This window comes from Pseudomonas sp. SO81 (genome assembly GCF_030374125.1).
Lineage (GTDB): Bacteria > Pseudomonadota > Gammaproteobacteria > Pseudomonadales > Pseudomonadaceae > Aquipseudomonas.
The window spans coordinates 3,216,094-3,228,269 of record NZ_CP126126.1; the positions used below are offsets into that span (position 1 = coordinate 3,216,094).

General features: G+C 57.9%; 21 protein-coding genes. All 21 read left to right on the forward strand.

What is annotated here, in order from left to right:
• The first annotated feature begins 92 nt into the window (after positions 1 to 92).
• The 21 genes from rpsG (at position 93) to rplR (ending at position 12,175) form a co-directional block, all read left to right on the forward strand.
• Positions 93 to 563, forward strand: a complete 471-nt coding sequence (gene rpsG, locus OH686_RS14975) for a 30S ribosomal protein S7 (protein ID WP_021702712.1) — start codon at positions 93 to 95, stop codon at positions 561 to 563.
• Between the two features lie 30 nt (positions 564 to 593).
• The gene (gene fusA / locus OH686_RS14980) at positions 594 to 2,723 is read left to right on the forward strand and encodes an elongation factor G (RefSeq protein ID WP_289533611.1); all 2,130 of its coding nucleotides are present in this window, start codon (positions 594 to 596) and stop codon (positions 2,721 to 2,723) included.
• Between the two features lie 30 nt (positions 2,724 to 2,753).
• Complete coding sequence (gene tuf / locus OH686_RS14985) at positions 2,754 to 3,947, forward strand: elongation factor Tu (protein WP_279867659.1); 1,194 nt, start codon at positions 2,754 to 2,756, stop codon at positions 3,945 to 3,947.
• 152 nt (positions 3,948 to 4,099) lie between these two features.
• A complete protein-coding gene (gene rpsJ, locus OH686_RS14990; RefSeq protein ID WP_003243886.1) occupies positions 4,100 to 4,411 on the forward strand; it encodes a 30S ribosomal protein S10 in 312 nt (103 codons plus the stop codon).
• Positions 4,412 to 4,494: 83 nt separating this feature from the next.
• Positions 4,495 to 5,130: a 50S ribosomal protein L3 gene (rplC, locus tag OH686_RS14995; protein ID WP_279867676.1), complete on the forward strand. Its 636-nt coding sequence runs from the start codon at positions 4,495 to 4,497 to the stop codon at positions 5,128 to 5,130.
• A gap of 14 nt (positions 5,131 to 5,144) precedes the next feature.
• A complete protein-coding gene (rplD, locus tag OH686_RS15000; protein ID WP_192400833.1) occupies positions 5,145 to 5,747 on the forward strand; it encodes a 50S ribosomal protein L4 in 603 nt (200 codons plus the stop codon).
• Positions 5,744 to 6,043 (forward strand): 50S ribosomal protein L23, encoded by a 300-nt coding sequence (gene rplW, locus OH686_RS15005; protein ID WP_289533619.1) that lies wholly within the window; start codon positions 5,744 to 5,746, stop codon positions 6,041 to 6,043. The genes rplD and rplW overlap by 4 nt, the downstream gene beginning before the upstream one ends.
• Positions 6,044 to 6,057: 14 nt before the next feature.
• Entirely contained in the window at positions 6,058 to 6,879 is an 822-nt protein-coding gene (rplB, locus tag OH686_RS15010) for a 50S ribosomal protein L2 (RefSeq protein WP_137975141.1), read from the forward strand.
• A 16-nt stretch (positions 6,880 to 6,895) separates the two neighbouring features.
• On the forward strand, positions 6,896 to 7,171 hold the full coding sequence (gene rpsS, locus OH686_RS15015; RefSeq protein WP_003448728.1) for a 30S ribosomal protein S19: 276 nt from the start codon (positions 6,896 to 6,898) through the stop codon (positions 7,169 to 7,171).
• A 13-nt stretch (positions 7,172 to 7,184) separates the two neighbouring features.
• On the forward strand, positions 7,185 to 7,517 hold the full coding sequence (gene rplV / locus OH686_RS15020; RefSeq protein ID WP_003210077.1) for a 50S ribosomal protein L22: 333 nt from the start codon (positions 7,185 to 7,187) through the stop codon (positions 7,515 to 7,517).
• Between the two features lie 13 nt (positions 7,518 to 7,530).
• The gene (gene rpsC / locus OH686_RS15025) at positions 7,531 to 8,217 is read left to right on the forward strand and encodes a 30S ribosomal protein S3 (protein WP_220811370.1); all 687 of its coding nucleotides are present in this window, start codon (positions 7,531 to 7,533) and stop codon (positions 8,215 to 8,217) included.
• 12 nt (positions 8,218 to 8,229) lie between these two features.
• The gene (rplP, locus tag OH686_RS15030; RefSeq protein ID WP_043310310.1) at positions 8,230 to 8,643 is read left to right on the forward strand and encodes a 50S ribosomal protein L16; all 414 of its coding nucleotides are present in this window, start codon (positions 8,230 to 8,232) and stop codon (positions 8,641 to 8,643) included.
• Complete coding sequence (gene rpmC, locus OH686_RS15035; RefSeq protein WP_016490538.1) at positions 8,643 to 8,834, forward strand: 50S ribosomal protein L29; 192 nt, start codon at positions 8,643 to 8,645, stop codon at positions 8,832 to 8,834. The genes rplP and rpmC overlap by 1 nt, the downstream gene beginning before the upstream one ends.
• A 2-nt stretch (positions 8,835 to 8,836) precedes the next feature.
• Complete coding sequence (gene rpsQ / locus OH686_RS15040) at positions 8,837 to 9,103, forward strand: 30S ribosomal protein S17 (RefSeq protein ID WP_137975143.1); 267 nt, start codon at positions 8,837 to 8,839, stop codon at positions 9,101 to 9,103.
• 22 nt (positions 9,104 to 9,125) lie between these two features.
• Positions 9,126 to 9,494 (forward strand): 50S ribosomal protein L14, encoded by a 369-nt coding sequence (gene rplN, locus OH686_RS15045; protein WP_003243907.1) that lies wholly within the window; start codon positions 9,126 to 9,128, stop codon positions 9,492 to 9,494.
• A gap of 12 nt (positions 9,495 to 9,506) precedes the next feature.
• Entirely contained in the window at positions 9,507 to 9,821 is a 315-nt protein-coding gene (gene rplX, locus OH686_RS15050; protein ID WP_137975144.1) for a 50S ribosomal protein L24, read from the forward strand.
• A gap of 19 nt (positions 9,822 to 9,840) precedes the next feature.
• Positions 9,841 to 10,380, forward strand: coding sequence for a 50S ribosomal protein L5 (rplE, locus tag OH686_RS15055; protein WP_137975145.1), 540 nt, complete (start codon positions 9,841 to 9,843; stop codon positions 10,378 to 10,380).
• 14 nt (positions 10,381 to 10,394) lie between these two features.
• A complete protein-coding gene (gene rpsN / locus OH686_RS15060; protein WP_160082924.1) occupies positions 10,395 to 10,700 on the forward strand; it encodes a 30S ribosomal protein S14 in 306 nt (101 codons plus the stop codon).
• Positions 10,701 to 10,875: 175 nt separating this feature from the next.
• Entirely contained in the window at positions 10,876 to 11,268 is a 393-nt protein-coding gene (rpsH, locus tag OH686_RS15065) for a 30S ribosomal protein S8 (protein WP_137975147.1), read from the forward strand.
• Between the two features lie 12 nt (positions 11,269 to 11,280).
• Positions 11,281 to 11,814 (forward strand): 50S ribosomal protein L6, encoded by a 534-nt coding sequence (gene rplF / locus OH686_RS15070; RefSeq protein WP_137975148.1) that lies wholly within the window; start codon positions 11,281 to 11,283, stop codon positions 11,812 to 11,814.
• 10 nt (positions 11,815 to 11,824) lie between these two features.
• A complete protein-coding gene (rplR, locus tag OH686_RS15075) occupies positions 11,825 to 12,175 on the forward strand; it encodes a 50S ribosomal protein L18 (protein ID WP_021702696.1) in 351 nt (116 codons plus the stop codon).
• Position 12,176 lies beyond the last annotated feature (1 nt).

Below are 12,176 nucleotides of genomic sequence, written 5' to 3' on the forward strand. Positions count from 1 at the left end.
TTTTCTATTTATTGAGTCGATAAGAGTAAGGTCGGGCGTAACCCAATGGTTATTGGTCCCGGGCTAACCTGAAGACCGTTTGAGGGCTTATCATGCCAAGACGTCGTGTAGCAGCTAAGCGTGAGATTCTGGACGATCCGAAATACGGAAGCCTGATTCTCGCCAAGTTCATGAACCACGTGATGGAAAGCGGTAAAAAGGCCGTGGCCGAGCGCATCGTTTACGGTGCTCTGGAAACCGTCAAAACCCGCAAGAACAGCGATCCCCTGGAGATCTTCGAGAAAGCTCTCGACGCCATCGCTCCGCTGGTCGAAGTAAAGTCCCGCCGTGTAGGCGGTGCTACCTACCAGGTTCCGGTCGAAGTTCGTCCGTCCCGTCGTAATGCTCTGGCCATGCGTTGGCTGGTAGAAAGCGCGCGCAAGCGTGGTGAGAAGTCCATGGCCCTGCGCCTGGCTGGCGAGCTGCTGGATGCCTTCGAGGGCAAAGGCGCTGCTGTCAAGAAGCGTGAAGACGTGCACCGTATGGCCGAGGCCAACAAAGCGTTCTCGCACTACCGCTTCTAATTACGGCTTCCATTCTTTTGCGAGGGCTTTATGGCTCGTAACACAGCAATTAACCGCTACCGGAACATTGGTATCTGCGCCCACGTTGACGCGGGCAAGACCACCACTACCGAGCGGATCCTGTTCTACACAGGTCTCAGCCACAAGATGGGTGAGGTGCATGACGGCGCTGCTACCACCGACTGGATGGTGCAGGAGCAGGAGCGTGGTATCACCATTACCTCCGCTGCCATCACCACCTTCTGGGAGGGTTCGCGCGGCCAGTACGACAAGTACCGCGTAAACGTCATCGACACCCCCGGCCACGTAGACTTCACCATTGAAGTTGAGCGCTCGCTGCGCGTACTGGACGGCGCTGTCGTGGTGTTCTGCGGCACCTCCGGCGTTGAGCCGCAGTCCGAAACCGTATGGCGTCAGGCCAACAAGTACGGTGTTCCGCGTATCGTCTACGTGAACAAGATGGACCGTGCCGGCGCCAACTTCCTGCGCGTGGTCGGTCAGATCAAACAGCGCCTGGGCCACACCCCGGTCCCGGTTCAGCTGGCCATCGGCGCGGAAGATGACTTCCAGGGCCAGATCGACCTGATGAAAATGAAGGCGATCTACTGGAACGAAGACGACAAGGGCACCAGCTACCGCGAGGAAGAGATTCCTGCCGAGCTGGTCGACCTGGCCAACGAGTGGCGCTCGAACATGGTTGAGGCTGCTGCCGAAGCCAGCGAAGAGCTGATGAACAAGTACCTGGAAGAGGGCGAGCTGTCGATCGAGGAGATCAAGGCCGGCCTGCGTCAGCGTACCATCGCCTGCGAAATCGTTCCGGCCGTTTGCGGTTCCTCGTTCAAGAACAAGGGCGTGCCCCTGGTTCTCGACGCCGTGATCGACTTCCTGCCTGCTCCGACCGAGATCCCGGCGATCAAGGGTATCCACCCTGACCTGGTCGACACTCCGAAGGAAGAGATCACTGACGCGCAGTACGACGAGCGTCATGCTGACGATGCCGAGCCGTTCTCCGCTCTGGCGTTCAAGATCGCTACCGACCCGTTCGTAGGTACTCTGACCTTCGTTCGCGTCTACTCGGGCGTGCTGAACTCCGGTGACTCGGTGATCAACTCGGTCAAGGGCAAGAAAGAGCGCGTTGGTCGTATGGTGCAGATGCACGCCAACCAGCGTGACGAGATCAAAGAAGTGCGCGCTGGCGACATCGCTGCTCTGATCGGCATGAAGGACGTCACCACTGGTGAGACCCTGTGCGATCCGGAGAAGCCGATCATCCTCGAGCGCATGGACTTCCCGGAGCCGGTAATCTCGGTGGCTGTTGAGCCGAAGACCAAGGCTGACCAGGAGAAGATGGGTATCGCTCTGGGCAAGCTGGCCCAGGAAGACCCGTCGTTCCGCGTCAAGACCGACGAAGAAACCGGCCAGACCATCATCTCCGGTATGGGTGAGCTGCACCTGGACATCCTGGTCGACCGTATGCGCCGCGAATTCAACGTCGAGGCCAACATCGGTAAGCCGCAGGTTTCCTACCGCGAGAAGATCACCAAGAGCTGCGAGATCGAAGGCAAGTTCGTTCGCCAGTCCGGTGGTCGCGGTCAGTTCGGTCACTGCTGGATTCGCTTCGCACCGGCTGACGAAGGTCAGGAAGGTCTGGTATTCGTCAACGAAGTCGTGGGCGGTGTGGTTCCGAAGGAATACATCCCGGCCATCCAGAAGGGCATCGAAGAGCAGATGAAGAACGGCGTTGTTGCCGGCTATCCGCTGATCGGCCTGAAGGCGACCGTGTTCGATGGTTCCTACCATGACGTCGACTCCAACGAGATGGCGTTCAAGGTGGCCGCCTCCATGGCGACCAAGCAGCTCGCTCAGAAGGGCGGCGGTGTTGTGCTTGAGCCGATCATGAAGGTCGAAGTGGTAACCCCTGAGGACTACATGGGTGACGTGATGGGTGACCTGAACCGTCGTCGTGGTCTGATCCAGGGTATGGAAGACACGGTTTCCGGCAAGGTGATCCGTGCTGAGGTTCCGCTGGGCGAGATGTTCGGTTACGCGACCGACGTGCGTTCCATGTCCCAGGGTCGCGCAAGCTACTCCATGGAATTCTCCAAATACTCCGAAGCTCCGTCGAACATCGTCGAAGCACTGGTTAAAAAACAAGGCTGATTCAGCCCTTTAGGCAAGAGGTTCACTGTCGTGGCTAAAGAAAAATTTGAACGTAACAAACCACACGTCAACGTTGGCACCATCGGTCACGTTGACCACGGTAAAACCACTCTGACCGCTGCTCTGACCCGCGTCTGCTCCGAAGTATTCGGTTCGGCCAAGGTCGACTTCGACAAGATCGACTCCGCTCCGGAAGAGAAGGCTCGCGGTATCACCATCAACACCGCTCACGTTGAGTACGACTCGGCCGTTCGCCACTACGCGCACGTTGACTGCCCGGGCCACGCCGACTACGTGAAGAACATGATCACCGGTGCTGCCCAGATGGACGGCGCGATCCTGGTTTGCTCCGCTGCTGACGGCCCGATGCCGCAGACCCGCGAGCACATCCTGCTGTCCCGTCAGGTAGGCGTTCCTTACATCGTCGTGTTCCTGAACAAGGCCGACATGGTTGACGACGCCGAGCTGCTGGAACTGGTCGAGATGGAAGTTCGTGACCTGCTGTCCACCTACGACTTCCCGGGCGACGACACTCCGATCATCATCGGTTCCGCTCTGATGGCTCTGAACGGCCAAGACGACAACGAAATGGGTACCAGCGCTGTTAAGAAGCTGGTCGAGACTCTGGATGCCTACATCCCTGAGCCGGTTCGTGCCATCGACATGCCGTTCCTGATGCCGATCGAAGACGTGTTCTCCATCTCCGGCCGCGGTACCGTGGTAACCGGTCGTGTCGAGCGTGGCATCGTCAAGATTCAGGAAGAAATCGAGATCGTTGGTCTGCGTGAAACCACCAAGACCACCTGCACCGGCGTTGAAATGTTCCGCAAGCTGCTCGACGAAGGTCGTGCTGGCGAGAACTGCGGTGTTCTGCTGCGCGGCACCAAGCGTGACGACGTAGAGCGTGGTCAGGTTCTGGCCAAGCCGGGCACCATCAAGCCGCACACCAAGTTCGAAGCTGAAGTGTATGTGCTGTCCAAAGAAGAAGGTGGTCGTCACACCCCGTTCTTCAAGGGCTACCGTCCGCAGTTCTACTTCCGTACCACTGACGTAACCGGTTCGTGCGAACTGCCGGAAGGCGTTGAGATGGTAATGCCGGGCGACAACATCAAAATGGTTGTCACCCTGATCAAGCCGATCGCCATGGACGACGGCCTGCGTTTCGCAATTCGCGAAGGCGGCCGTACCGTTGGTGCCGGCGTGGTTGCCAAAGTCATCGAGTAATCGACGACTGCTGGAGAAAAGGGCCCTTCGGGGCCCTTTTCTTTTGGTTGGTCAAAAGTTGACACCCTCAGGGCTCATCCGTACAATCACGCCTCCTTTTAACGGGCGTAGTCCGTCCGTTGGGGAAAGCAGAGATAGAGTCTGAGGTCAAAATGCAAAACCAACAAATCCGTATTCGGTTGAAGGCTTTTGACCATCGCCTGATCGATCAATCCACCCAGGAAATCGTGGAAACCGCGAAACGTACTGGTGCTCAGGTGCGTGGTCCTATTCCTCTGCCTACTCGCAAAGAGCGGTACACCGTTCTGATCTCCCCGCACGTCAACAAAGACGCGCGTGATCAGTACGAAATTCGTACCCACAAGCGTGTTCTGGACATCGTCCAGCCGACGGATAAAACCGTCGACGCGCTGATGAAGCTCGACCTTGCGGCAGGCGTGGAAGTGCAGATCAGCCTCGGCTAAAACCTGGCGGTTTTAGTCGTGTAACGCTCTGAAATGGGCGGCCATAGCGGGTGAAAGCCCCGTACACTCATGAGGTTTACAACATGACTATTGGTGTAGTCGGTAGAAAAGCGGGTATGACCCGTATTTTCACCGAAGAAGGTGTCTCCATTCCGGTTACGGTCATTGAGATCGAGCCGAATCGCGTCACCCAGTTCAAATCCGAAGAAAGCGATGGCTACCGTGCTGTGCAGGTAACCGTGGGCGAGCGTCGTGCTTCCCGCGTGACCAAGGCTCAGGCTGGTCATTTCGCCAAGGCTAATGTCGCTGCTGGTCGTGGTGTCTGGGAATTCCGTCTGCAGGACGGCGAATACCAGGCTGGCGATCAGATCACTGCCGAACTGTTCCAAGCTGGCCAACTGGTAGACGTTACCGGTGAGTCCAAGGGTAAAGGCTACGCCGGTACCATCAAGCGCTGGAACTTCCGCGGTCAGGACAATACCCACGGTAACTCCGTTTCCCACCGCGCTCCGGGCTCCATCGGCCAGTGCCAGACTCCTGGTCGTGTATTCAAGGGCAAGAAAATGTCCGGTCATCTTGGCGCCGAGCGCGTGACCGTGCAGTCCCTGGAAGTGGTCCGTGTCGACGCCGAGCGTAATCTGCTGCTGGTCAAGGGTGCCGTTCCGGGCGCTACCGGTGGCGACGTGCTGGTGCGTCCGGCTGTCAAAGCTCGCGGTTAATAGGGGAAGCTGAGATGCAACTGAATGTAAATGGCGCTCAGGCTATCGAAGTCAGCGAGCGCACGTTCGGCGGTGAGTTCAACGAGACTCTGGTGCACCAGGCTGTCGTCGCCTACATGGCTGGCGGTCGTCAGGGCTCCCGTGCTCAGAAAACTCGCGCTGAAGTCACCGGTGGTGGCAAAAAGCCGTGGCGTCAGAAGGGCACCGGTCGTGCTCGTTCCGGTTCCAGCGTTGGTCCGATCTGGCGTGGCGGTGGTGTGACCTTCGCGGCCAAGCCGCAGGATCACAGCCAGAAGCTGAACAAGAAGATGTACCGCGCTGCTCTGCGCTCCATCCTCTCCGAGCTGGTTCGTCTGGATCGTCTGGTCGTTGTCGAAGACTTCGCCGTCGACGCTCCGAAGACCAAGGCTCTGCTGGGCAAGTTGGACGGTATGGGTCTGCGCGATGTGCTGATCGTTACCGAAGCCGTTGACCAGAATCTGTACCTGGCTGCGCGCAACCTGCCGCACGTTGATGTTCGTGACGTTCAAGGCACCGATCCGGTCAGCCTGATCGCCTTCGACAAAGTGCTGGTAACCGTGTCGGCCGTGAAGAAATTCGAGGAGCTGCTGGCATGAACCAGGAACGCGTATTCAAAGTGCTGGTTGGCCCGCACATCTCCGAGAAAGCCTCCGTGCTGGCAGATGGTAAGAGCCAATTTGTTTTCAAGGTTGCCGTTGATGCAACCAAGCTGGAAATCAAGAAGGCCGTCGAAAGCCTGTTCAGCGTGAAAGTGGACGAGGTCCGCACTGTCAACGTACAGGGCAAGACCAAGCGTACCGCTCGCGGTCTGGGCAAGCGCAACGACTGGAAGAAGGCTTATGTCTCCCTCCAAGCTGGCCAAGATCTCGATTTCTCCAGCAGTGCTGAGTAAGGTAGGGGCGCATCATGGCAATCGTTAAATGCAAACCGACTTCCGCTGGCCGCCGTTTCGTGGTCAAAGTGGTCAATCAGGAGCTGCACAAAGGCGCTCCTTATGCTCCGCTGCTCGAGAAGAAGTCGAAAACTGGCGGCCGTAACAACAACGGTCGTATCACCACTCGCCACATCGGCGGTGGCCACAAGCAGCACTACCGTCTGGTCGACTTCCGTCGCAACAAGGATGGCATCCCTGCCGTCGTTGAGCGCGTGGAATACGATCCGAACCGTACCGCCCACATCGCTCTGCTGAAATACGCCGACGGTGAGCGTCGCTACATCATCGCCCCGAAAGGTGTGAGTGCTGGCGATCAACTGGTATCCGGTGCCGCTGCTCCGATCAAGGCCGGTAACAGCCTGCCGCTGCGCAACATTCCTGTTGGTTCGACCATTCATGCGATCGAACTGAAGCCGGGTAAAGGCGCACAGCTGGTTCGCTCCGCTGGTGCTTCCGCCCAGCTGGTAGCTCGTGAAGGTGCCTACGTCACCCTGCGTCTGCGCTCCGGCGAGATGCGCAAGGTTCTCTCCGAGTGCCGTGCGACCCTGGGTGAAGTATCCAACTCCGAGCACAGCCTGCGTTCCCTGGGTAAAGCCGGTGCCACTCGCTGGCGCGGCGTTCGCCCGACCGTTCGTGGTGTTGCCATGAACCCGGTCGACCACCCGCATGGTGGTGGTGAGGGTCGTACCTCTGGTGGTCGTCACCCTGTTTCGCCGTGGGGCTTCCCGACCAAGGGTGCGAAGACCCGTGCGAACAAGCGTACCGACAACATGATCGTTCGCCGCCGTAAGTAATTAGAGGGATACGACAGTGCCGCGTTCTCTGAAAAAAGGTCCTTTTATCGATCTTCACCTACTGAAGAAGATCGAAGTGGCGGTGGAAAAGAACGATCGCAAGCCGGTTAAAACCTGGTCGCGTCGCTCCATCATTCTGCCGCAAATGGTCGGTCTGACCATTGCTGTGCATAACGGTCGTCAACATGTCCCGGTCCTCGTGAACGAAGACATGGTCGGCCACAAACTCGGCGAGTTCGCTGGTACCCGCACCTATCGTGGGCACGCTGCGGACAAGAAAGCCAAGCGTTAAGGGGTAAGGAACGATGGAAGTAGCCGCTAAGCTGTCGGGCGCTCGAATCTCCGCCCAGAAAGCCCGCTTGGTCGCCGACCAGATCCGCGGGAAGAAGGTGGGCGAAGCGCTCAACCTGCTGGCTTTCAGCTCGAAGAAAGCCGCCGAGATCATCAAGAAAGTGCTGGAGTCGGCCGTAGCCAACGCCGAGCACAACGAAGGCGCAGACGTTGATGACCTGAAGGTCAGCACCGTTTTCGTCAACGAGGGGCGTTCGCTGAAGCGCATCATGCCGCGTGCCAAAGGCCGTGCTGATCGCATCGTCAAGCGGTCTTGCCATATCACTGTCAAGGTTGCGGACAAGTAACGGAGTCGATCAGATGGGTCAGAAAGTACATCCCGTTGGCATCCGCCTGGGAATCGTCAAGGAGCACACCTCCGTCTGGTACGCAGACAAGCGTCAATACGCTGATTATCTGTTTGCCGACCTGAAGGTTCGTGAGTACCTCCAAGACAAACTAAAAAGCGCGTCCGTAAGCCGTATCGACATCGCTCGTCCGGCTCAAACCGCACGCATCACCATCCACACCGCTCGTCCCGGCATCGTGATCGGCAAGAAAGGTGAAGATGTTGAGAAGCTGCGTCAGGACCTGACCAAGCAAATGGGTGTGCCGGTGCACATCAACATCGAAGAGATCCGCAAGCCGGAGCTCGACGGTATGCTGGTTGCTCAGAGCGTTGCTCAGCAGCTGGAGCGCCGCGTTATGTTCCGTCGCGCCATGAAGCGCGCCGTACAGAACGCCATGCGTATTGGTGCCAAGGGCATCAAGATCCAGGTAAGTGGTCGTCTCGGCGGCGCGGAAATCGCCCGTACCGAGTGGTATCGCGAAGGTCGTGTGCCTCTGCACACCCTGCGTGCCGATATCGATTACGCCACCTACGAAGCGCACACCACCTACGGTGTGATCGGTGTGAAGGTTTGGATCTTCAAGGGTGAGGTCATCGGTGGCCGCCAAGAAGAGCTGAAGCCTGTCGCCCCGGCGCCTCGTAAGAAAGCTGCTAAGTAAGGAGTACGCAACATGTTGCAACCCAAGCGTACAAAATTCCGCAAGCAGATGACCGGCCACAACCGTGGTCTGGCCCATCGCGGTAGCAAGGTCAGCTTCGGCGAATTCGCCCTGAAAGCTGTTTCCCGTGGTCGCCTGACTGCTCGTCAGATCGAATCGGCCCGTCGTGCTCTGACTCGTCACGTTAAGCGTGGCGGTAAGATCTGGATCCGTGTGTTCCCGGACAAGCCAGTTACCAAAAAGCCCCTCGAAGTTCGTATGGGTAAAGGTAAGGGCGGCGTCGAGTACTGGGTAGCCCAGATCCAGCCGGGCAAGGTGCTGTACGAGATTGAAGGTGTTCCAGAAGAGCTGGCGCGTGAGGCATTCGCCCTGGCTGCTGCAAAGCTGCCGCTCGCCACCTCCTTTGTTAAGCGGACGGTGATGTGATGAAAGCGAATGAACTTCGTGAAAAATCGGTTCAGCAGCTGAACGAGCAACTGCTCGGTCTGCTGCGCGACCAGTTCAATCTGCGTATGCAGAAGGCAACTGGTCAGTTGGGGCAGTCTCACCTGCTCTCGCAAGTGAAGCGCGACATCGCTCGCGTGAAGACTGTGCTCAACCAGCAGGCAGGTAAGTAATCATGGCTGAAGCTGAGAAAACCGTCCGCACGCTGACTGGCCGCGTCGTCAGCGACAAAATGGACAAGACCATCACCGTTCTGATCGAGCGTCGCGTTAAGCACCCGATCTACGGTAAGTACGTTAAGCGTTCGACCAAGCTGCACGCTCACGACGAAACCAACCAGTGCAAGATCGGCGACAAGGTCTCCATTCGCGAGACCCGTCCGCTGGCCAAGACCAAGTGCTGGGCCCTGGTGGAAGTCCTCGAACGTGCCGTGGAAGTCTAAGGACTAAGGGTCGGAGAAAGATATGATTCAGACTCAATCCATGCTCGACGTCGCTGACAACAGCGGTGCTCGTCGCGTTATGTGCATCAAGGTCCTTGGTGGTTCGCACCGTCGTTACGCCGGTATCGGCGACATCATCAAGGTCACCGTGAAGGAAGCGATTCCGCGCGGCAAGGTGAAGAAAGGCCAGGTAATGACCGCTGTTGTGGTCCGTACCCGTCACGGCGTACGCCGTGCCGATGGCTCGATCATCCGCTTCGACGGCAACGCTGCTGTTCTGCTGAACAACAAGCAAGAGCCGATCGGCACCCGTATCTTCGGGCCGGTGACTCGTGAACTGCGTTCCGAGAAGTTCATGAAGATCGTCTCGCTCGCCCCCGAAGTGCTGTAAGGAGAAGCCGTCATGCAAAAGATTCGTCGTGACGACGAGATCATCGTCATCGCCGGCAAAGACAAGGGCAAGCGTGGCAAGGTGCTGAAAGTGCTGGCTGACGATCGTCTGATCGTCGGCGGCATCAACCTCGTCAAGCGTCATACCAAACCGAACCCGATGGCTGGTGTTCAGGGCGGTATCGTCGAGAAAGAGGCGCCCCTGCACGTTTCCAACGTCGCCATCTTCAACAGCGAAACCAGCAAGGCTGACCGCGTTGGTTTCAAAGTCGAAGACGGTAAGAAAATTCGTGTCTTCAAGTCCACCCAAAAGCCGGTTGGCGCTTGAGAATCATAGGTAAAACACCATGGCACGACTGAAAGAGATTTACCGGAAGGAAATCGCGCCCAAGCTGAAGGAAGAACTGAAGCTGGCCAACGTGATGGAAGTTCCGCGCGTTACCAAAATCACCCTGAACATGGGTCTTGGCGAAGCGATCGGTGACAAGAAGATCATCGAAAACGCCGTTGCCGACCTGGAAAAGATCACCGGTCAAAAGCCCGTAGTGACCTTCGCCCGCAAGTCCATTGCCGGCTTCAAGGTTCGTGAAGGTTGGCCGATCGGTGTCAAGGTGACTCTGCGTCGCGATCGTATGTACGAATTCCTGGATCGCCTGCTCGCGATCTCCCTGCCGCGCGTGCGTGACTTCCGCGGCCTGAATGCCAAGTCCTTCGATGGTCGTGGCAACTACAGCATGGGCGTCAAAGAGCAGATCATCTTCCCGGAAATCGATTACGACAAGATCGATGCGCTGCGTGGTCTGGACATCACCCTGACCACCACTGCCCGTACGGACGATGAAGGCCGCGCTCTGCTGCGTGCTTTCAAGTTCCCGTTCCGCAACTGATTGGAGTTTGGATCATGGCCAAAATGAGCATGAAAAACCGTGAGCTGAAGCGTCAGCAAACGGTAGCCAAGTACGCCAAGAAGCGTGCCGAGCTGAAAGCTGTCATCGCCAACCCGAACTCCACTCCGGAGCAGCGTTGGGAAGCCCAGGTCGCCCTGCAAAAGCAACCGCGTGACGCCAGCGCCAGCCGCCTGCGTAACCGTTGCCGCATCACTGGCCGTCCGCACGGCGTGTACCGCAAGTTCGGCCTCGGCCGTAACAAGCTGCGCGAAGCTGCGATGCGCGGTGATGTACCGGGTCTGGTGAAAGCCAGCTGGTAACAAAAGCGAAGCCGGCCTAGCGCCGGCTTTGTTTTATCGATCAAGCCCCTTTTGGGGCTTGATTCATTTTTGATCGATCTCTAGAATGTCCGGCTCTCCTGAGCCTGGCATTTGCCGAGCTCGTGGATGGTTCCAGCCGAAAGGCTGTTCTTTTTGTATCAGGAGCATCTAGCCCATGAGTATGCAGGACCCGTTAGCGGACATGCTAACTCGTATCCGTAATGCCCAGATGGCTGAAAAGTCGGTAGTAAGCATGCCGTCTTCCAAGCTGAAGGTGGCAGTAGCCAACGTTCTGAAGAATGAAGGTTACATCGCGGGATACCAGGTCAGCAGCGACGCCAAGCCGCAGCTGTCCATCGAGCTGAAGTACTTCGAAGGCCGTCCGGTCATCGAGGAAGTGAAACGTATCAGCCGTCCTGGCCTGCGCCAGTACAAGCCGGCTGATCAGCTGCCGAAAGTTCGCGGCGGTCTGGGCGTTTCCATCGTCTCCACCAACAAAGGTGTGATGACTGATCGCGCTGCACGCGCTGCCGGTGTCGGCGGTGAAGTGCTTTGCACCGTGTTCTAAGGGGGGATAAGCATGTCTCGCGTTGCTAAGAACCCCGTTAAGCTGCCGGCTGGTGTTGAGGTCAAACTCGCAGGCCAACAGCTTTCGATCAAGGGCGCCAAGGGCTCCCTCGAACTGAACGTGCACTCGTCCGTGGAAGTCATCCAGGACGCCGGTGAGCTGCGTTTCGCTGCCCGCAATGGCGATCAGCAGAACCGTGCCATGGCTGGTACCACTCGTGCACTGGTCAACAACATGGTCATTGGCGTGAGCCAAGGCTTCGAGCGCAAGCTGCAGCTGGTAGGTGTGGGTTACAAAGCCCAGGCCAAAGGCCAGGTGCTGAACCTCGCTCTGGGCTTCTCCCATCCGATCGACTACGAACTGCCGCAGGGCGTTACTGCCGAGACCCCGAGCCAGACCGATATCCTGATCAAGGGCATCGACAAGCAACTGGTTGGTCAGGTAGCTGCGGAGATCCGCGACTTCCGTCGTCCTGAGCCGTACAAAGGCAAAGGTGTGCGTTATTCCGACGAAGTCGTACGTCGCAAAGAAGCTAAGAAGAAGTAGGGCATAGCAAATGAGCGAAAAGAAAGAAACTCGTCTGCGTCGCGCTCGCAAGGCACGCCTGAAAATGCGCGAGCTGGAAACCGTACGCCTCAGCGTGTACCGCTCTTCCCAGCACATCTACGCCCAGGTCATTTCGGCCGACGGCGCCAAGGTTCTGGCCAGCGCCTCGACCCTGGACAAAGAACTGCGTGACGGCGCCACCGGCAACGTCGACGCGGCCAAGAAAGTCGGCCAACTGGTTGCCGAGCGCGCGAAAGCCGCTGGCGTTACCCAGGTAGCGTTCGATCGTTCTGGCTTCAAGTACCACGGCCGCGTGAAAGCGCTGGCTGATGCTGCTCGTGAAGGCGGGCTGGAGTTCTAAG